Source organism: Blattabacterium cuenoti (assembly GCF_014251635.1).
Classification (GTDB): domain Bacteria; phylum Bacteroidota; class Bacteroidia; order Flavobacteriales; family Blattabacteriaceae; genus Blattabacterium; species Blattabacterium cuenoti_S.
On record NZ_CP059194.1, the window covers coordinates 410159 to 430280 of the forward strand.

The 20122-nt window shown below is 26.9% G+C and carries 19 protein-coding genes and 1 other RNA gene; 4 read left to right on the forward strand and 16 right to left on the reverse strand.

Annotated features, from left to right (window positions below; genetic code table 11):
- Positions 1–3: 3 nt before the first annotated feature.
- The 10 genes from rpsJ to rplM all read right to left on the reverse strand — a co-directional run bounded on the left by rpsJ (position 4) and on the right by rplM (position 8194).
- Complete coding sequence (gene rpsJ / locus H0H64_RS02000) at positions 4–309, reverse strand: 30S ribosomal protein S10 (RefSeq protein ID WP_012840772.1); 306 nt, start codon at positions 307–309, stop codon at positions 4–6.
- 29 nt (positions 310–338) lie between these two features.
- Complete coding sequence (fusA, locus tag H0H64_RS02005) at positions 339–2438, reverse strand: elongation factor G (protein ID WP_185857137.1); 2100 nt, start codon at positions 2436–2438, stop codon at positions 339–341.
- 6 nt (positions 2439–2444) lie between these two features.
- Positions 2445–2921, reverse strand: coding sequence for a 30S ribosomal protein S7 (rpsG, locus tag H0H64_RS02010; RefSeq protein WP_185857138.1), 477 nt, complete (start codon positions 2919–2921; stop codon positions 2445–2447).
- 7 nt (positions 2922–2928) lie between these two features.
- Positions 2929–3306, reverse strand: coding sequence for a 30S ribosomal protein S12 (rpsL, locus tag H0H64_RS02015; protein WP_185857139.1), 378 nt, complete (start codon positions 3304–3306; stop codon positions 2929–2931).
- Between the two features lie 76 nt (positions 3307–3382).
- Positions 3383–4210 (reverse strand): type I methionyl aminopeptidase, encoded by an 828-nt coding sequence (gene map, locus H0H64_RS02020; protein WP_185857140.1) that lies wholly within the window; start codon positions 4208–4210, stop codon positions 3383–3385.
- A 14-nt stretch (positions 4211–4224) separates the two neighbouring features.
- The gene (gene gpmI / locus H0H64_RS02025; RefSeq protein WP_185857141.1) at positions 4225–5769 is read right to left on the reverse strand and encodes a 2,3-bisphosphoglycerate-independent phosphoglycerate mutase; all 1545 of its coding nucleotides are present in this window, start codon (positions 5767–5769) and stop codon (positions 4225–4227) included.
- 20 nt (positions 5770–5789) lie between these two features.
- Entirely contained in the window at positions 5790–6614 is an 825-nt protein-coding gene (gene tsf, locus H0H64_RS02030) for a translation elongation factor Ts (RefSeq protein ID WP_185857142.1), read from the reverse strand.
- Positions 6611–7336 carry a 30S ribosomal protein S2 gene (rpsB, locus tag H0H64_RS02035; protein WP_185857143.1) on the reverse strand — a complete coding sequence of 242 codons (726 nt, stop codon included), beginning with the start codon at positions 7334–7336 and terminating at the stop codon, positions 6611–6613. Before rpsB ends, tsf begins: the two co-directional genes overlap by 4 nt.
- Before the next feature lie 25 nt (positions 7337–7361).
- Positions 7362–7739, reverse strand: a complete 378-nt coding sequence (gene rpsI, locus H0H64_RS02040; protein WP_185857144.1) for a 30S ribosomal protein S9 — start codon at positions 7737–7739, stop codon at positions 7362–7364.
- An 8-nt stretch (positions 7740–7747) separates the two neighbouring features.
- The gene (gene rplM, locus H0H64_RS02045) at positions 7748–8194 is read right to left on the reverse strand and encodes a 50S ribosomal protein L13 (protein ID WP_185857145.1); all 447 of its coding nucleotides are present in this window, start codon (positions 8192–8194) and stop codon (positions 7748–7750) included.
- A gap of 214 nt (positions 8195–8408) precedes the next feature.
- Here rplM and dnaK point away from each other — a divergent pair, with 214 nt between their 5' ends.
- Positions 8409–10310 carry a molecular chaperone DnaK gene (dnaK, locus tag H0H64_RS02050; RefSeq protein ID WP_185857146.1) on the forward strand — a complete coding sequence of 634 codons (1902 nt, stop codon included), beginning with the start codon at positions 8409–8411 and terminating at the stop codon, positions 10308–10310.
- A gap of 47 nt (positions 10311–10357) precedes the next feature.
- Here the strand turns inward: dnaK and H0H64_RS02055 are convergent, their stop codons facing one another.
- The 4 genes from H0H64_RS02055 to rsfS form a co-directional block, all read right to left on the reverse strand.
- Positions 10358–11038: a phosphatidylserine decarboxylase family protein gene (locus tag H0H64_RS02055; RefSeq protein ID WP_185857147.1), complete on the reverse strand. Its 681-nt coding sequence runs from the start codon at positions 11036–11038 to the stop codon at positions 10358–10360.
- A 65-nt stretch (positions 11039–11103) separates the two neighbouring features.
- Positions 11104–11928 (reverse strand): phosphatidate cytidylyltransferase, encoded by an 825-nt coding sequence (locus tag H0H64_RS02060; RefSeq protein WP_185857148.1) that lies wholly within the window; start codon positions 11926–11928, stop codon positions 11104–11106.
- 49 nt (positions 11929–11977) lie between these two features.
- Positions 11978–13918 carry an ATP-dependent zinc metalloprotease FtsH gene (gene ftsH, locus H0H64_RS02065; protein ID WP_185857149.1) on the reverse strand — a complete coding sequence of 647 codons (1941 nt, stop codon included), beginning with the start codon at positions 13916–13918 and terminating at the stop codon, positions 11978–11980.
- A gap of 45 nt (positions 13919–13963) precedes the next feature.
- Positions 13964–14284 (reverse strand): ribosome silencing factor, encoded by a 321-nt coding sequence (rsfS, locus tag H0H64_RS02070; RefSeq protein ID WP_185857150.1) that lies wholly within the window; start codon positions 14282–14284, stop codon positions 13964–13966.
- Between the two features lie 110 nt (positions 14285–14394).
- Here rsfS and H0H64_RS02075 point away from each other — a divergent pair, with 110 nt between their 5' ends.
- Positions 14395–15150, forward strand: coding sequence for a biotin--[acetyl-CoA-carboxylase] ligase (locus tag H0H64_RS02075; RefSeq protein WP_185857151.1), 756 nt, complete (start codon positions 14395–14397; stop codon positions 15148–15150).
- Here H0H64_RS02075 and H0H64_RS02080 read toward each other — a convergent pair.
- Complete coding sequence (locus H0H64_RS02080) at positions 15143–16945, reverse strand: YidC/Oxa1 family insertase periplasmic-domain containing protein (protein ID WP_185857152.1); 1803 nt, start codon at positions 16943–16945, stop codon at positions 15143–15145. The genes H0H64_RS02075 and H0H64_RS02080 overlap by 8 nt on opposite strands.
- The gene (locus H0H64_RS02085) at positions 16942–18561 is read right to left on the reverse strand and encodes a CTP synthase (RefSeq protein WP_185857153.1); all 1620 of its coding nucleotides are present in this window, start codon (positions 18559–18561) and stop codon (positions 16942–16944) included. Before H0H64_RS02085 ends, H0H64_RS02080 begins: the two co-directional genes overlap by 4 nt.
- Positions 18562–18745: 184 nt before the next feature.
- Here H0H64_RS02085 and ffs point away from each other — a divergent pair.
- Together ffs and clpX are read left to right on the forward strand one after the other, a co-directional pair.
- Positions 18746–18846, forward strand: an RNA gene (gene ffs, locus H0H64_RS02090) — signal recognition particle sRNA small type.
- Between the two features lie 63 nt (positions 18847–18909).
- Positions 18910–20121 carry an ATP-dependent Clp protease ATP-binding subunit ClpX gene (clpX, locus tag H0H64_RS02095; RefSeq protein ID WP_185857154.1) on the forward strand — a complete coding sequence of 404 codons (1212 nt, stop codon included), beginning with the start codon at positions 18910–18912 and terminating at the stop codon, positions 20119–20121.
- The last annotated feature ends 1 nt before the right edge of the window (position 20122 follow it).

A 20122-nucleotide genomic window follows, 5' to 3' on the forward strand; every position in this document is an offset into this window, starting at 1 on the left:
ATTTTATACTTTTATTTCTGCTTCCACTCCACTGGGTAATTCCAATTTCATTAATGCATCTACTGTTTTAGATGAAGCATTATGAATTTGTAAAAGTCTTTTATGAGTAGGGAGAAAAAATTGCTCTCTTGATTTTTTATTTACATGAGGAGAACGTAATACTGTGAATATTTTTTTCTCAGTAGGCAAAGGAACTGGTCCGTTCAATACAACTCCTGTAGGAAGCACTGAATTTACAATTCTTTCGGCCGATTTATCTAATAAATTATAATCATAAGATTTTAATTTAATTTTTATATCATGACCCATAGTATATTAATTTTTTTTCTACTATTATTTTATTTTTTATTTTTATTTTCCATAATTATATTATCTATTACATTTTCAGGAACTGTATCATAATGAGAAAATTCCATAACAGAAGTTCCTCTACCGGAAGAAAGAGTTCGTAATACCGTTACATATCCAAACATTTCTGATAATGGGACTAAAGCTTGAATTACTTTTATATTATTTTTACTATCCATATTTTGGACTATTCCTCTTCTTCGATTTAAGTCTCCTATTATATCTCCCATATTTTCTTCTGGAATTAAAACTTCCAATTTCATTATTGGTTCTAATAAAACAGGTTTAGCTTTTTTAGCCGCTTCTCTAAAACCTAATTTACCTGCCAATTCGAAAGATAGTTGATCAGAATCAACAGAATGATAAGATCCATCTAAAACAGTAACCTTAGCACTATCTATTTCATATCCAGATAAAGGACCATTTTTCATCATTTCTTTAAATCCTTTTTCTATAGAAGGAATATATTCTTTTGGTATATTTCCTCCTTTTATTTTATTAATGAAAACTAAACCGGATTCCCCTATATTTCCAGGTTCTAATCTGAATAAGATATCCGCATATTTCCCTCTACCTCCTGTTTGTTTTTTATAAATTTCTCTATGTTCTACTAAATTTGTTAGAGCTTCCTTATATTCTACTTGAGGCCTACCCTGATTCACTTCAACTTTAAATTCTCGTTTCATTCTATCCACAATTATTTCTAAATGAAGTTCTCCCATACCGGAAATAATAGTTTGACCTGTATAATTATCCGTTCTTACTTGAAAAGTAGGGTCTTCTTCCATTAACTTTGATAAAGCAAAACTCATTTTATCTATATCCGATTTATATTTAGGCTCAACTGCTAATCCAATGACTGGATCAGGAAACAATATTTTTTCCAATAAAATGGGGTATTTTTCATCACATAAAGTATCACCGGTTTTAATATCTTTAAAGCCGACTACAGCTGCTATATCTCCAGCCCCAATTTGATCTACTGGATTTTGTTTATTTGCGTGCATTTGATATATTCTAGAAATACGTTCTTTATTTCCTGATCTAGCATTAAAACTATAAGAGCCTGATTCTATTTTTCCAGAATAAACCCTAAAAAAAGCTAATCGTCCAACAAAAGGATCGCTTGCTATTTTAAAAGCCAAAGCAGAAAAAGGTTCATTTTCACTAGGTTTTCTTTTTTCTTTTTTTTGATTAGTAGGATTGATGCCCACTATATCTTTAACTTCCAATGGAGAAGGTAAATATCTACATATAGCATCCAATATGGCTTGAACTCCTTTATTTTTGAAAGAAGACCCACATAAGATAGGAATGACTTTCATTTTAATAGTATTTTCTCGTAAAGAAAAAATAATATCTTCTTGTGATATAGAAGAATAATTTCCGTACAAAAATTTTTCCATTATTACATCATCATGTTCAGATAATGTTTCTAGGAGTTGATTTTTATAATCATCAACTATATTTTTCATATTCTCTGGTATAGGAATTTTCTTATATGTCATTCCATAATTTTTTTCATCCCATATAATAGCTTGATTAGATATTAAATCTATAACTCCCTTAAAATTATCTCCAATATCAATAGGTATTTGTAAAGGAACTGAATTCGCTCCTAAAATTTTTCTTATTTGAGAACAAACATTAAAAAAATCGGCACCTTGACGATCCATTTTATTTACAAAAGCAATTCTAGGGATCTCATATTTATCTGCTTGTCTCCACACAGTTTCAGATTGAGGTTCAACTCCATCTACTGCACTAAATAAAACAACCATTCCATCTAAAACCCTCATAGATCTTTCTACTTCCACAGTAAAATCTACATGTCCAGGGGTATCTATAATATTAATTTGATATTTCTTTTTATTATATATCCATTCACAACATGTAGCGGCAGAAGTAATAGTTATCCCTCGTTCTTGCTCTTGTTGCATCCAATCCATAGTTGCCGCCCCATCATGAACTTCTCCTATTTTGTGATTAATACCTGTGTAAAATAGAATTCTTTCTGTAGTAGTAGTTTTTCCCGCATCAATATGTGCTGCAATTCCTATATTTCTTGTATATTTTAAATCTTTTGCCATAGATAACTAAAATCTAAAATGCGAAAAAGCTTTATTAGCTTCTGCCATTTTATGAATGTTTTCTTTTCTTTTTACAGCTTCACCTTGTTCCTGAAAAGCATCCCATATTTCATATGCTAATTTGTTCGCCATTGTTTTTTCATTTCTAATAGAAGCACAAGATATCAACAATTTCATTGCTTTTGTTATTTTACTGTTAGAAGAAATAGGAACAGGAACTTGAATATTGGATCCCCCCATACGACGACTTCTAACTTCTACATGAGGCGTTACATTTTTTAGTCCTTCTTTCCATATTTCTAATGCAGATTTTTCTTCTTTTTTCTTGATCACCTCGATTTTTTCGATAGCATTATAAAATATGTTATATGCTATATTTTTTTTCCCATTCTTCATTAAATGATTAACAAAACGTGTTACTAAAGGGTCATGAAATTTAGGATCTGGAAAATATACTTTTTCTTTTTTTTTTACTTTTCTCATTAATAGTTTAATCTTTTTTAGCTACTTTAGCTCCATACTTACTTCTACTTTTTTTTCTTCCATTAACTCCGGCTGTATCTCTAGCCCCCCGCACTATTTTATATTTTACTCCTGGTAAATCTTTTACTCTTCCCCCTTTAACTAATACGATTGAATGTTCTTGAAGATTATGTCCTTCTCCTGTAATATAACTAATTACTTCTCTTCCATTTGTAAAACGAACACGAGCTACTTTTCGCATAGCGGAGTTGGGTTTTTTTGGTGTAGTAGTATAAACTCTGGTACAAACTCCTCTTTTTTGAGGACAAAATTCTAAAGCCACAGATTTCCGTTTTTTAGAAACAGAAGTCCGTCCTTTTCTAATTAACTGCTGTATAGTAGGCATATCCTGTATTTAAAATGCAAATTATGCTATTTAATAATAAATTACAAAACTTAGTAATTAAAAAAATTAAATCACATTAAAGATCATCAATATCAATTTTCTGATTTTGAAAAGGTTCTTCTTCTAATGAATTAATATTAAGTTCTTTATAAATATAACGAAAAGTGGAAAGTAAACAGGGCAATCCATCTACAATAGCCACATTATGTTCATAATGAGCAGAAATTTTATTATCTAGAGTAGTTATTGTCCATCCATCTTTATGAAAAAGAATTTTAGATGAACCAATATTTACCATTGGTTCTATCGAAAGAACTAATCCTTCTTTTAATTTAACTCCTTTTCCTTTTTTCCCAAAATTTGGTATTTTAGGATCTTCATGCATATTTTTTCCCAATCCATGACCTACAAGGTCTTTTACTACATTATAACCGTTTTTTTCAATATAAGATTGTATCGAATAACCTATATCTCCAATACTATTTTTCCATTTACAATTGGATATTCCAATGTAAAGAGATTTTTTAGAACAATTTAAAAATTTTTTTGTATCACGAGATACTTTTCCCACTTCGAAAGTATAAGCATGTTCTCCGTAAAATCCATTCATATAAACTCCACAATCTATAGATAATATATCCCCTTCACATAAGGGGTCTTGATTAGGGATTCCATGTACAACTTGATTGTTTGGAGAAACGCACAAAGTATTTGGAAAATTGTATAATCCTAAAAAAGCCGGTTTTCCACCATGATCACGAATGAAATTTTCTGCAAGTTTATCTAAATAAAGAGTATTAACTCCTGGTTTTACTTTTTTAGCCAGCATTCCTAATGTTTTAGAAGCTAAAAATGCACTTTTTTTGATTAAGATTATTTCTTCAATAGTTTTTAATTGTATCAAAATGCAATTATTTTTTAAAAATATTTTATGATCATAGAAGTCCCACTCATGATTTTAGGAATAGGGAGCCCCATTAACTGTAGAATAGTAGGAGCTACATCTGATAGGACTCCTTCTTCTTTTAAAAAGAGATCTCGTTTTTTTATGTTTTTATCTAAAAGAATAAAAGGAACTAAAGATGTAGTATGAGCGGTATGAGGGGTTCCATCTAAATTGATCATATAATCTGCATTTCCATGATCTCCTACAATAATAACTGTATATGAGTTTTTTATAGCTTCTTCAGAACAATGTTTTACACATATATCAACAAATTCACATGCTTTTATTGTTTCTTTCATTTTACCAGTATGTCCTACCATATCTGGATTCGCAAAATTTAGACAAATAAAATCCGATTGTTTCCTTTTTAATTCAGGAATAATTTTTTTCACAATATTTTTTGCACTCATTTCAGGTTTTAAATCATAAGTAGGAATTTTAGGAGATTCACATAAAATTCTAATTTCTCTATTAAAAGGAGTTTCTCTTCCTCCCGAGAAAAAAAAAGTAACATGTGGATATTTTTCAGTTTCAGCTATACGTATTTGTTGTTTTCCTTCTTTTTCTAAAATTTCCCCCAAAGTATCTAATAAATATTCTTTTTCAAAAAGCACATGAATTCCTTTATATTTAGGATTAAAACAAGTCATAGTTATGTAATAAAGTAAATTTAATTTTTTCATGTCTGAAAAAAGAACATTATTACCCGTAAGAAGCTCTGTAATTTGTCTAGAACGATCAGGACGAAAATTAAAACAGAAAACAACGTCTCCATCCTTTATTTTTGAAACAGGAACTTCATTTTCATCAACAATTATTAAAGGAGATAAAAACTCATCCGTAATTCCTTTATCGTATAGTTTTTCTATAGATAGAATAATATTTTTAGTATAGATTCCTTTTGAATGAACCATTGCATCATATGCTTTTTTAGTTCTCTCCCATTTATGATCACGATCCATTGAATAGTACCTTCCGATAACAGAAGATAATTTCCCAACGTATTGTTCAGCAACATTTAAAAGTTTTTTTATATAAAAAATACTCTTTTTTGGAGAAGAGTCTCTACCATCTGTAAAAACATGTATAAAAACATTCTTTATTTTTTTTTCATGAGCTATTTTAAGTAAATAAAAAAGATGATTCATGTGTGAATGTACCCCTCCATCAGATAATAATCCAATAAAATGAATTCTTTTTTTAGAAATAGAGATCTCATCAAAAAAAACATCTATTTTTTTTATCAATAAATTATTCTTTATAGAAATATTAATTTTTTCTAAACTTTGAGAAATCTTACGTCCAGCTCCTAAATTAATATGCCCCACTTCAGAATTTCCCATTTGTCCTTTAGGTAATCCAACATAACATCCTGATGCTTTTAATTTACTATAAGGATAATTTTTAGAACAAAAATCAATAAATGGAGTAAAAGCTTGTTCTATTGCAGAAGAATAATAATTTTTGGGAGAAGAAAGACCCCAACCGTCTAAAATAATTAATATCAATTTTCTCATCGAATCTTATTATTATAGTATTAAATACTTACTCTTTTAAAGATATTTATTTTTAAATTTTTATCATATTTATTCAAATATTCTTGAACAGTTATTTTGCTGTCTTTTATAAATTTTTGATTAAGTAGGGTATTTTCTAATATAAATTTGTTAATTCGGCCTTGAATTATTCTTTTTTTTATAGAATTGGATTTACTTTTATTTTCTTTTTGAACTTGATCTTCAATTATTTCAGTTTCTTCATTCATTAATGAATTGGGAATCTCTTTTTCATTAATAGCTACAGGATTCATAGCGGCTATATGCATTGCTATATCCTTAGCTACAGATATGTTATTTATTTTATCGGAAAAGCCAACTAATGTTGCGATTTTGTTTGTATTGTGAGTATAATTCATTATAAATGGAGAATCTACTTTTTCAAAAATTTTTAATTCTAATTTTTCTCCTACAACACCCATCTTATTTACAATCATTTCCTGTATGCTTCCATATTCATTATATGAACTACACAAAAAATCTATTTTATTATTGAATAATAATGATTGTTTTGAAAGTTCGGATAAAAACTCCAAAAATTCCGAGTTCTTGGATAAAAAATCAGTTTCACAGCTAATTCCTATAATTGTTCCGATACAATAATTAAAATTAACGGAAGCAATAACAGCGCCATCTTTCATTTGATATAAAGAACGATTAATTGCTACTTTTTCTCCTTTTTTTCTTAAAAAACGAATAGCTTTATCAATATTTCCATTAGAATGAACTAACGCATTTTTACAATCCATAATTCCAATTCTTGTTATTTTTCTAAGTTCATTAATTTTTTGTACAGAAATTTTCATAATTTTTTGTTTACAAAATTTTTATCTTCACGTTCATTTCTATTGATCGAAACTCCATCTCGAATTGCTTCTGATACAAATTTCAAAATAATATCTATGGATTTAGAAGAGTCGTCATTAGAAGGAATAGGGTATTGAATTTCATTAGGATCTGTGTTAGTATCTACCATAGCAAAAACAGGTATTTTTAATTTATTTGCCTCAGTTAAAGCTATTTTTTCTTTATTTGGATCTACCAAAAAAATACCTCCTGGTACATGATTCATATTTGAAATACTTCCTAAATTTTTATATAATTTTGCGTATAATCTATCAATTAACAATCTTTCTTTTTTAGATAAAGTGTCAAAAGTCCCATTTTTTTTCATTTTTTCTATATTGTTCATTTTTTTCACAGACTTACGAATTGTTGTGAAATTTGTGAGCAATCCCCCCAACCATCTTTCCGTTATGCAGGGCATATTTATGTTTTTTGCATAATAAAAAACTTTTTCTCTAGCTTGAGCTTTGGTTCCTACCAGTAATATTTTTTTTCCATTTTTTGTTATTCTTTTTAAACCATCACAAGCTTCCTCTAATTTTGAAATTGTTTTTGATAAATCTATGATATGAATTCCTCCTTTTTTCATAAAAATGAAAGGACGCATATTAGGATTCCATTTTCGTGCAATATGTCCAAAATGAACACCAGCTTTCAATAAATCCTGAGTATTGATTTTCATTATATTTTTATAATTTAATTTTTTTCTAACGTTTCGAAAATTGGTACTTTTTTCTAGCTTTTTTTTGCCCAAATTTTTTCCTTTCTACTTCTCTAGAATCACGAGTTAATAGGCCTTCATATTTTAGTTTACTTCTATTTTTTATATCGAACTGACAAAGCGCGCGAGATATTGCGAGACGAATTGCTTCTGCTTGTCCATTAAACCCCCCTCCAAAAACTTTAATATTTATATCAAACTGACTCAGTTTTTTGATTATTTCAATAGGATACAGTATTTTTTGATGAAGATATTTTGGAAAATATTGATTTAATTTCTTAGAATTTACAGTTATTAATCCGTTTCCTATTTTTAAATAGATACGTGCAAGGGATCTTTTTCTTCTTCCTATAGTATGTATCATAATTATTTTTATTTCAATAAGACAGGTTTTTGCGCTTTATGTTTATGTTCAGATTTTGGATAAACATATAAATTTTTTAGAATCAATCGTCCTAAACGACTTTTAGGTAACATTCCTTTGACTGATTTATATATTATATTCCTTGAATCTTTATTCAATAAATCTTTAATGTAAATTATTTTTCTTCCACCAGGGTAACCGCTATGATGAATATATTTTTTATCTTTCCATTTTTTTCCAGTAAGTTTAATTTTATTAGAATTGATTACGATAACATAATCTCCACAATTTATATGTGGCGAAAAAAAAGGTTTATGTTTCCCCATTATAATACAAGCAATTTTTGTAGATAATCTTCCTAAAATTTGATTAGTAGCATCTATTATGATCCAAGATTTTAATTTTATTACAGAACTTTTTTTAGCTGAAATTGTCTTAAAACTTAAAAAATCCATATTCTTTTATTTTATTTCATTAATATAAGAAATTTTAAAAATTTTTAATGTTAACGAATGACTTTTTGTCATAAAAACTTTTTGCATAAAAGTTTTTTATTGTCAGACCGCATACTCCCTTTATTTATTAAGGTTTTATTTTCGTTGAGTTCATTGTGGCATAATGATTGGAGTGCTATTGAATGAAATTAACATATGAAAAAACGTAATAAAAATGAGTAAAATTATAGGCATAGATTTAGGTACAACAAATTCTTGTGTTTCCGTTATGGAAATCAACGATCCTGTTGTTATCCCTAATTCAGAAGGAAAAAGAACTACTCCATCTATAGTTGCTTTTGTAGAAGGAGGAGAAAGAAAAATAGGAGATCCGGCTAAAAGACAAGCAGTAACTAATCCACAAAAAACCATTTTTTCAATCAAAAGATTTATGGGGAGAATGTACTCAGAAGTCACAGAGGAATTGAAACATATACCTTATAAAATTATAAAAGGAGGAAACAATACTCCTCGTGTTGATATAGAAAAAAGATTGTACGCTCCACAGGAAATATCTGCGATGATTTTACAAAAAATGAAAAAAACAGCTGAAGATTATCTAGGAGAAGAAGTTAACAGAGCCGTAATTACAGTCCCCGCTTATTTTAACGATGCTCAAAGACAAGCAACTAAAGAAGCTGGAGAAATTGCAGGATTAAAAGTAGAAAGAATTATAAATGAGCCGACTGCAGCGGCTTTAGCTTATGGATTAGATAAAAGTAATCAAAATAAAAAAATTGTGGTATACGATTTAGGAGGAGGGACTTTTGATGTTTCTATCCTAGAATTAGGAGATGGAGTTTTTGAAGTTTTATCTACTAATGGTGATACTCATTTAGGAGGGGATGATTTTGATCAAGTTATTATTAATTATTTAGCAAATGAATTTAAATCAAAAGAAGGATTAGATCTTAGAAAGGATCCTATGGCTTTACAGCGTTTGAAAGAAGCATCTGAAAAAGCTAAAATAGAGCTATCTTCTTCAAATCAAACCGAAATAAATCTTCCTTATATCACAGCAACGGAATCAGGTCCTAAACATTTAGTTTTAACTCTAATTCGTTCAAAATTTGAACAATTATCAGAAAAATTAATACAACGTTCTATTAATCCTTGTTCTAAAGCATTAAAAGATGCAAATTTAACTACTCAAAACATAGATGAAGTAATTTTAGTTGGAGGATCTACTCGTATACCAAAAGTACAAGAAGAAGTAGAGAAATTTTTTGGAAAAAAACCTTCTAAAGGGGTTAATCCAGATGAGGTCGTAGCTATTGGAGCGGCTATACAAGGAGGAGTATTAACAGGAGATGTCCAAAATGTGTTATTACTAGATGTGACTCCTTTATCTTTAGGAATTGAGACATTAGGAGGTGTCTTTACTAAACTTATTGAATCTAATACCACAATCCCTACTAAAAAATCAGAAATTTTTTCTACCGCATCTGATAACCAATCGGCAGTAACTATACGCGTAGGACAAGGCGAAAGATCTATGTTCAATGATAATAAAGAAATAGGTCGTTTTGACTTAGTAGATATACCTCCTGCACCTAGGGGGACTCCTCAAATTGAAGTAACTTTTGATATAGATGCTAATGGAATTCTTAATGTTTCTGCAAAAAATAAAGGAACAGGAAAAGAACAATCTATACGTATTGAAACCTCTTCAGGTTTAAATCAAGAAGAAATAGAAAAAATGAAACAAGAGGCAAAAAAAAATGCTCAAAAAGATGATAAAATAAAAAAAGAAATTGAAAAATTAAATGCTGCAGATAATCAGATTTTCCAATCTGAGAAACAACTGAAAGATTATGGAAATAAATTATCTGAAAATAATAAAAAAAATATAGAAGATTCCTTAGAAAAGTTAAAAAACGCTCATTCTAAAAAAGATTTCATTTCTATTGAAAATTATATGAAAAAATTGAACGAGGCTTGGACTAATGCTTCTCAAGAAATTTATAGCACAGGAAATACAAATAAAAATAATCAATCAAACAAAAAAGAAAATGAAGAAAAAAGTAGCAAAGGGAACGAAAATGTACAAGATGTAGATTATGAAGAAGTGAAATAAAGAATTGAATTGATAAGATAGATAAAGGGAGCCTATTATGTATTATGTTATGATGGAATAGTAGAAATTGTACTTTCTCCTCCAGTAACTTTTTCTCCCTTTTTCACTAAAATTATAGAGTTTAATGGTAAAAAAACATCAACTCTTGATCCAAATTTAATAAATCCAAGTTCATCTCCTTTTTTTACGATGGAATTTTTTTTTGCATAAATGACAATACGTCTAGCTAAAAAACCAGCTATTTGTCGAAATAATATTTTGTTTCCCTTACTAGTTTCCACGACTGTTGTTGTATGTTCATTATGTGATGAAGATTTAGGGAGCCAAGCTATTATGTATTTTCCAGGATGATGTTTTACATAAACAATTTTTCCAGAAACAGGAAATCTATTAACATGTACATTGAAAGGAGACATAAAAATAGAAATACATATACAGTTTTTTTTTAAAAATTCACTTTCGAAAATTTTTTGTACATTCAAAATTTTTCCATCAGCAGGAGAAAGAATTATTTCTTTGTTATAATCTTTTTCACTAATTCTACAGAATAAATTTCTTTTTGGATTTCTAAAAAAGAAAATAAGAAAAATATAAATAACAATAAAAAAAATTGATAAAAAAATAAAAATCAATTTAGATAATAAAAAGAAAGAAAAAATTAATAATAATAATATTATTACTAATGTGTATCCCAGAAATAAAATTCCTTCTTTATGAATAGAAATCATGACTGCAAAATTTTTACGATAAAAAAATCAAATATTTTCGTAGTTCCATAGTTACGCTGATAAAATTAAAAAATATAAACAAGACTAGTTACTACGGTAGCTATAATAGGAATTACAAAAATAAAACTATCTAATCGATCTAAAAAACCGCCATGTCCAGGAAACCAAACACCTGAATTTTTTACACTAAAAGATCTTTTAATGGTTGACTCCACAAGATCTCCAATAGTAGAAAAAATAGGAACAGTAAAGGACAAAATAAACCAATATTTATTTCCCCATATTTTGTATAATAAAAACCCTAGTATTATACAAAAAAAGATCCCACCAATAACTCCTTCTATTGATTTTTTAGGAGAAATAGATATAGCTATTTTTCTTTTTCCCCATTTTTTTCCTATCAAATAGGATAGAGAATCATTTGTCCATATTAAGATAAATACACCTAAAATTAATTGTTTTCCATGATGAATAATAGCATATATATAAGATGCTAAATAAAATGGCATAATAATATACACCAATCCAAAAATTAGATGACTAGCTTGTGCTATTTTTTCTTTATGAGAATATTTATTAGAAAATAATTGAATTATAAGAAAAATTATAGAATAAGGAATAAAACAAATTACATAGGGAATTAATCCTTTTTCTTTTTCCATAAAAAAATCCATAAAAATAGAAAATAAAAAAAATAAAGATGTTATTTTAATTAAAGTAATGCTTGTTTTTAATATTAATAAAAATTCAAATAAACAAAGAAAAGACAGTAACATCATTACTATTCTAAAAGTTTTTTCTCCTTTTTCAATAGAAAAAATAATTGAAACAACATAAATCAAACCAGTAAAAAACCTTATCATAAAATCTAAGTATTTTTTTTTTTTCATTTCATTTTTCAATTATATATTAACTATAATATTTCAAGAAGAAATGTTACTAAACAGAATTTAACATATCTCCGATTTCATCAGGATAAGGTCTTTCTCCAAATATTTTCTTTAAATCTTCTCTAAAGATAACTTCTTTTTCCAATAATTCATTAGCCAATATAGATAATTTTTTTTCATTATTTTTAAGTATACTTTTAGCTCTTTGATATTGCTCTGTTATAATTTTAGATATTTCTTCATCTATAATTTGAGCCGTTTTTTCACTATAAGGTTTAGAAAAAGAAAATTCATTTTGTCCTGTAGAATCATAGTAAGAAATGTTTCCAATTTTGTCATTTAATCCAAAAATAGCCACCATAGATTGAGCTTGTTTTGTCACTCTTTCTAAGTCGTTTAAAGCTCCAGTAGAAATACTACTGAAAATAATTTCTTCCGCCGATCTTCCCGCTAACAATGCACAGATTTCATCTTTCATTTGTTCTGGAGTCGTTAATTGTCTTTCCTCCGGAAGATACCATGCTGATCCCAAAGATCTTCCCCTTGGAACTATGGTTACCTTTACTAAAGGCGCAGCATGTTCTAACAACCAGCTTATTGTAGCATGTCCTGCCTCATGATAAGCAATTCTTTTTTTTTCATTTGGTTTTATTATTTTATTCTTTTTTTCTAAACCTCCAATAATACGGTCTATTGCATCAAGAAAATCTTGATTTTCTATTTGAGATCTATCTTTTCTTGCTGCAATAAGAGCTGACTCATTACAAACATTAGCGATATCTGCTCCACTAAATCCTGGAGTTTGTCTTGCTAAAAAACCTACATCTACATTATTAGATAATACCAATCTTTTAAGATGTACACGAAATATTTCTTTCCTTTCATTTAATTCAGGTGGATCTACTAATATAGTTCGATCAAAACGACCAGGACGAAGTAAAGCTTTATCTAAAATATCGGATCTATTAGTAGCAGCTAATACTATAACATTAGTATGAGTTCCAAATCCATCCATTTCTGTTAAAAGTTGATTTAAAGTATTTTCTCTTTCATCATTAGATCCAGCTATATTACTTTTTCCACGAGCTCTTCCTATTGCATCTATCTCATCTATGAATATTATACATGGAGATTTTTCCTTCGCTTTTTCAAATAAGTCCCTTACTCTGGAAGCACCTACTCCTACAAACATTTCTACAAAATCTGATCCTGATAAAGAAAAAAATGGAACTTTTGCTTCCCCTGCTACAGCTTTTGCTAATAAAGTTTTTCCTGTTCCTGGTGCTCCTATCAACAAAGCTCCTTTAGGAATTTTTCCTCCAAGTTTGGTATATTTTTGAGGACTTTTTAAAAATTCTACAATTTCTTGAACTTCTTCTTTAGCTCCTTCTAAACCGGCAACGTCTTTAAACGTTATTTTTACATTATCATTTTCATCAAATAACTTAGCTCTAGATTTTCCTATATTAAATATTTGCCCTCCAGGTCCTCCACTAGTAGATCCTATTCTCCTAAATAAAAAAATCCAAAAAATAATTAATAATATAAAAAATATACCATAATCAAAGAAAAATTTAGTAATAGTATATTCTTGCTGATTTTTAAAATCAATAATAGTACTTAAATTATATTTTTTCTTATATTCCTCAAATTTTTTTTGAAAAAATTGTAAATCTCCTATTTCAAACTCATATTGTAATGGTTGCGTTATAAATCTCTTATCATTTTCATTATTTTTAATAATATTTTTAGTGGGGTTATTATTAAATGGCAAAAATTCTTTTTTTAAATAAACATATACTATTTCTCTATGTTTTACTATAATCTTTTGAATTTCTCCTCTAGAAAGAATATCAAAAAAAGTATCCTGATCTATTTTTCTAGGATTAGAAAAAGAAGATTTAAAAAAAAATATTCCCAAAAATATAGCAAATATGACTGCATATACCCAAAAAAAGTTGTTTTTACTTTTTATTTTTTTGTCTATCATATAGGTTTCTTCATTACTTAATTTTAAATAAAAATCTTAGTAACATTATGAATTATGATTCCAAAGATTTTCTATATCGTAATAGAATCTTAATTGTTTTTGAAAAATATGAACAACAATAGAAACATAATCCACCAAAATCCATTCTTTATTTTTCAAACCTTCTACACGCCAAGGTTTTTCCTGTAATTTTTCAACCGTTATATTCTCTACAGATTGAAAAATAGCATATACTTGATTATGAGAATCTCCATTACAAATAACAAAATAATCACAAATAAAATTTTTATTATTTTTTAAATTTATAATAGATATATCTTTTCCTTTAACCATTTGAATCCCTTCTATAATCCTATCTAATAACAAAACAAAAATTATTTCTTTTATAAATAAGCAAGTATTTCTTTTATTTAATTTATTTCAAAAAACAAAAATAAGGTTTTCACTCTCTTTAAAGAAGTTAAATTTAAAACATTTTGAAAAAATTTATTTGGCCTATAAATCTAATTACATTAAAAGAAATTAATTCTACAAATCAATATGCTAGAAAATATCTTCATGAAAAACACAATTGGATCGTAATTTGGACAATGAATCAAACCGAAGGAATAGGAATGAATCAAAATTTATGGCATTCAGAAAAAGAAAAGAATCTAACTTTTAGCATTGTTTTTAAACCTGTTCAATATATAAAAAAAATATACGTCATAAACATTATTATAAGTAATGCTATACATAAAACCTTATCTACATGTTATAATCAAAAAAATAAAGAAAAAATTTGGATCAAATGGCCTAATGATATTATTATAGACAATAAAAAAATAGGCGGAATTTTAATAGAAAATAGTATTTTTTCACAAAGAATTCATACTATTATCATTGGTATAGGTATAAATGTTTATCAAGAAGAATTTCAAAAAGAATGGGGAGCTTCTTCTTTAAAAAAGATTTTCAATCTGAATTTTGATTTAGATTATCTTTTTTATAAAATTATATTTTTTATTCAAAAAGAATACCTTCTTTTTACGATTTACGGGGAACAATTTATACGAGAATATTATATTAATCATCTATATTTAAAAGACAAAATCTCTTATTTTTATATTTATAAAACAAATAATTATATTTCAGGAATAATACGATCTATAACGGATCAAGGATCTTTAGTGATTGAATTTAATAAAAAACTCTATTTTTTTTATCATAAAGAAATAGAATTTCTTATGTAGTATTTTTATATTTCTTGTTTGATATTTTTTTTATTATATTTTTCCAGTAATTACGTTTTATAACTTTTTTTTCTTGAAGTTTGAGAGAAATTTTTTTTTCATTTAACATTAATTCTTTAATAAAAAAGAAAAATCCAATGTTAATTATATTAGATGTAAAATAATATAAAGATAAAGCAGAAGCATAACTATTTATAAAAAATAACATAACAATAGGCATCAAATACAATAGAAAATTCATGTCAGGAATAGAAGAATCATTTTCACTTTGAGAAAAATCTTTTCTTCCATCATTACTCAGTTTTGTATAAACGAGTAATGCTAAAGAATACAATAAAGTTAGTAAACTTACGTGATTTCCGTAAAAAGGAATAAAAAAAGGTAATTTTAAGATTGAATCATATGAAGTTAAGTCCTCTACCCATAAAAAAGATTTTCCTCTCAAATTAATTATGGTAGGAAAAAATTTAAATAAGGAATAAAAAATAGGAACCTGAAATAATGTAGAAATACAACCAGACATTGGATTAATCCCTACATTATGATATAATTCCATTATCGCTCTTTGTTTTTTGAACACATCTTCTTTATATTTATTATTTAATTTTTCGATTTCTGGACGAATCAATTTCATCATGGCGCTTAATTTGTATTGTTTATAAGTCATTGGAAATAATATAAGTTTCACAACTACAGTCATTAAAATAATAATAACACCATAATTTAAATTTGTTTTTTCCAAAAATTGAAAAACGGTTAAAAAAAAATATTTATTGATCCACTTGAGAAAACCCCATCCAAATGGAATGATCCCCTCAAATCCATTATGATATTTATTTAATAAATTTAAATCCAAAGGGCCAAAATACAAGCGAAAAGAAAAATGAAATTCTTCATTTTTTATTGTATTTATAAATGTTTTCAACTGAATTTTTTTTAAGAAAGATCCTGAAGAAAAATTTTCAGATTTTACAAAAACATTTTTTAATATTTTTTTTGGAATAAATATGAAAGAAAAAAATTGTTGTTTATGAGCAATCCAATTTACTCCATATATATTTCTATCTTCTGTTTTTTTTTCAGATAAATATTTTATAGAAGCGGAACTATTTAAATTTTCATTAGAAACAGAATAATATACTTGAGTATAAGAATTTTCCCAATCTCTATCCTTTTCTATGGATAAAATTTTTTGCTCTAAACTTAGATAACATCCAGATTCTTTTCCTGTTTCATTAAAAGAAAAAAAATTATTAGTTCTAATAGAAAAACCTACATCATATTGATCTTTTTCTCCTATTGTATATATGTAATCTAAAAATCCTTTTCCATAAGGATTTTTCGCTCTCATAATAAGAGTTTTAATTCCAGATATCTTATTCATTTTTAATGAAAAAGGTTTAAAATACAATGCATTTGTATCAATATTTAATCCTTTTTCATTAAAAAAAGATAATCTGTATAATAAACTAGAATTTTTTATTAAATAAAGACTTTGATCATGATATGATAATAAAGAATCGTATCCTTTATACTTTTTTAAAAGTACTTCATTAATAGCCCCTCCTAAACTAGAAATTTTAAGTTTTAAAACATTGTTTTCTAATAGATAAAAATGATTTTTTTTTCTTTTCTCTGTGAGAAAAGTTTCTTTTTTTGTAAAAAACTCTTTAGAATTAAATTTTCTAGAATTACTATTATTGGTATTGTTGTTAAGATAAGTAAAAATTATTAAAACAAACAATATAAGAATTAACCCGGTTATAGAACTATAATCTAAATTTTTATCCTTCATATATAAGAAGAATTCTGATAAGCTATAGATACTTGTATAAAATTAATAAACAGAGGATGTGGGTTCGTTACTGTACTTTGATATTCTGGATGATATTGAACTCCCAAGAAAAAAATATGGTTTTCTAATTCTAATGCTTCGACTAAACCTGTATCCGGATTTACTCCAACAGCCTTCATTCCAGCATTGGAAAAATATTCTAAATAATTATTATTAAATTCATATCTATGACGATGTCTTTCAAAAATCTCTTTTTTTCCTCCATAAATAGAAAATATTTTAGATCCTTTTGTAAGAGAACATTTCCAATTTCCTAAACGCATTGTTCCTCCAGTATGAGTTAATTTTTTTTGCTTATCCATTAAACTTATTACTGGATGAGATGTATTAGGATTAGTTTCATAACTTTCTGCTTTTTTTAATCCTAATACATTTCTTGCAAATTCTATTACAGCGATTTGCATACCTAAACATATTCCAAAAAATGGAATTTTATTTTCTCTCGCATATTTTGCTGCAAGTATTTTTCCTTCTATCCCTCTATTTCCAAACCCTGGAGCAACTAAAATTCCTGAAATTCCTTTAAAATATTTTTTTATATTTTTTTCTTTAATCATTTCTGAATAAATCCATTTTATATCAACATAAGTTTCATTTTCTGTCCCAGCATGAATTAAAGCTTCTGTAATTGATTTGTAAGAATCATGTAAAGCAACATATTTTCCTACTAATGCTATCTTAATTTCATATTTTGGATTTTTATATTTTTTGATAAAAATTTTCCATTTTTTTAAATCCGGAATAGTAATAGTAGATAAGTTCAAATGATTCAATACTTCTTCATCAAAATTTTGTAAGTGTAACAAATAAGGAATTTCATATATAGTTTTAGTATCTATTGATTCAATAACATGCTTTGGTTTTACATTGCAAAACAATGCTAATTTTTCTCTAATATTATCGGATATATGTTTTTCTGTTCTACACACTATAATGTCTGCTTGTATTCCGTTTTCCATTAAATTTCTAACAGAATGTTGTGTAGGTTTTGTTTTAATTTCACCAGTAACTACTATAGGAAGTAATGTCAAATGAATAACTAATCCATTAAATCTTCCTAATTCCCACTTTAACTGACGTACTGATTCAATATAAGGTAAACTTTCTATATCACCTACAGTACCTCCTATTTCAGTTATAATAATGTCATAAATTTTGGAATCTCCAATAATTTTAATCCGTCTTTTAATCTCATTGGTAATATGAGGTATAACTTGTACTGTTTTTCCTAGATAATTTCCTTTTCTTTCATTATCTATCACAGTTTTATATATTAATCCCGATGTTACATTATTTTCTTTGGTTGTAGGTTGATTTAAAAATCGTTCATAATGCCCTAAATCTAAATCTGTTTCTGCTCCATCTTTAGTAACAAAACACTCCCCATGTTCATAAGGATTTAAAGTCCCTGGATCTATATTAAAATAAGGATCTAATTTTAATATAGAAACTTTATATCCTCTAGCTTTTAATAACATTCCCAGTGAAGCTGAAACAATTCCTTTTCCTAAAGAAGAGGTTACTCCTCCCGTAACAAAAATATATTTTGTTTCCATCAAAAATAAAATAAAACAAAACAACAAAATTAAATTCTTATTAATTCTTTATAAATCACTAAGAATTAATAAAAGCTCTCCATTCTATCTAAATTAATAAAAAATAAATTTAATAGATTAATAGAGAAATTCTCATGTTTTGAATAAGAATTTATGATTTTTTTTTTATATTTACCAATACTTGGAGCAAGTCCTACACAATCAGCTCCCTATAAATCCTCCAGGGTGGGAACACAGCAAAGGTAATAAGGTAGTAGCGGTGTGATGTAGTCAAGCTTGCTCCTTATTCAATAATTCAAAATAGATAGAATAGAATAGGAATCTAGTTTATCTTTATCTTTTATGTTTATGGAAGATTTGTTAAAATGTAATTTTTGTGGAAAAAATAAAAATGAAATCACTTTTCTTATATCAGGAATAAATGGACATATTTGTAATATATGCATAGAAAAAACTTATTCCATAATTCACAAAAAATTTACTGTTAAACATAATAATAATAATAATGAATTATTAATAAAAATAAAAAAACCCAAAGAAATCAAGTCTTTTTTAGATAAATATGTTATAGGACAAAATGAAGCAAAAAAAATTATATCCGTTGCAGTTTATAATCATTATAAACGCATTCAAAAGAATAATGAAAATCACAATTATAAAAACATAGAAATAGAGAAATCTAACGTATTATTGATAGGAAAAACAGGAACAGGAAAAACTTTATTAGCAAAAAGCATCTCAAAACTTTTGAGAGTCCCTTTTGCTATAGCCGATGCAACGACTTTGACTGAAGCTGGGTATGTAGGGGAAGATGTAGAATCTATTTTAACTAAACTATTACAATCTGTTAATTATGATGTAAATTCTGCTGAAAAAGGAATCATTTTTCTAGATGAAATAGATAAAATTTCTAGAAAAAGAAATAATCCTTCTATTACTAGAGACGTCTCTGGGGAAGGTGTACAACAAGCACTACTCAAAATATTGGAAGGATCCGTAATTAATGTCCCTCCACAAGGAGGGAGAAAACATCCAGACCAAAAAATGATACAGATAAATACTGAGAATATATTATTTATAGCTGGAGGCACTTTTGATGGTATAGAAAAAATTATTTCTAATAGAATAGAAAAAATGTCTATAGGGTTTATAACTCAAGAAAAAAGAAAAAAAAATGATGAAAAAAATTATCTAAAAAATATCTTCACTGAAGATTTAAAAAAGTTTGGATTAATTCCTGAAATTATAGGAAGATTCCCTATTGTTACTTATTTAAATCCACTAAACAGAAATATGTTAAAAAAAATTTTAGTAGAACCAAAAAATGCTTTAATAAAACAATATCAAAAATTATTTGATATAGACCATATTTCTTTGAATATTACGGATGAAGCATTAAATATTATAGCGGATAAAACCTTTCAGTTGGGGTTAGGTGCTAGAGGATTAAGAACATTTTGTGAAAAAATATTTTTAGATTATATGTTTGAAATAGAAAATATTCAATCTACATTAAATATAGATCAAGATATTGTGAAACAAAAATTATCTTACTCTTAAT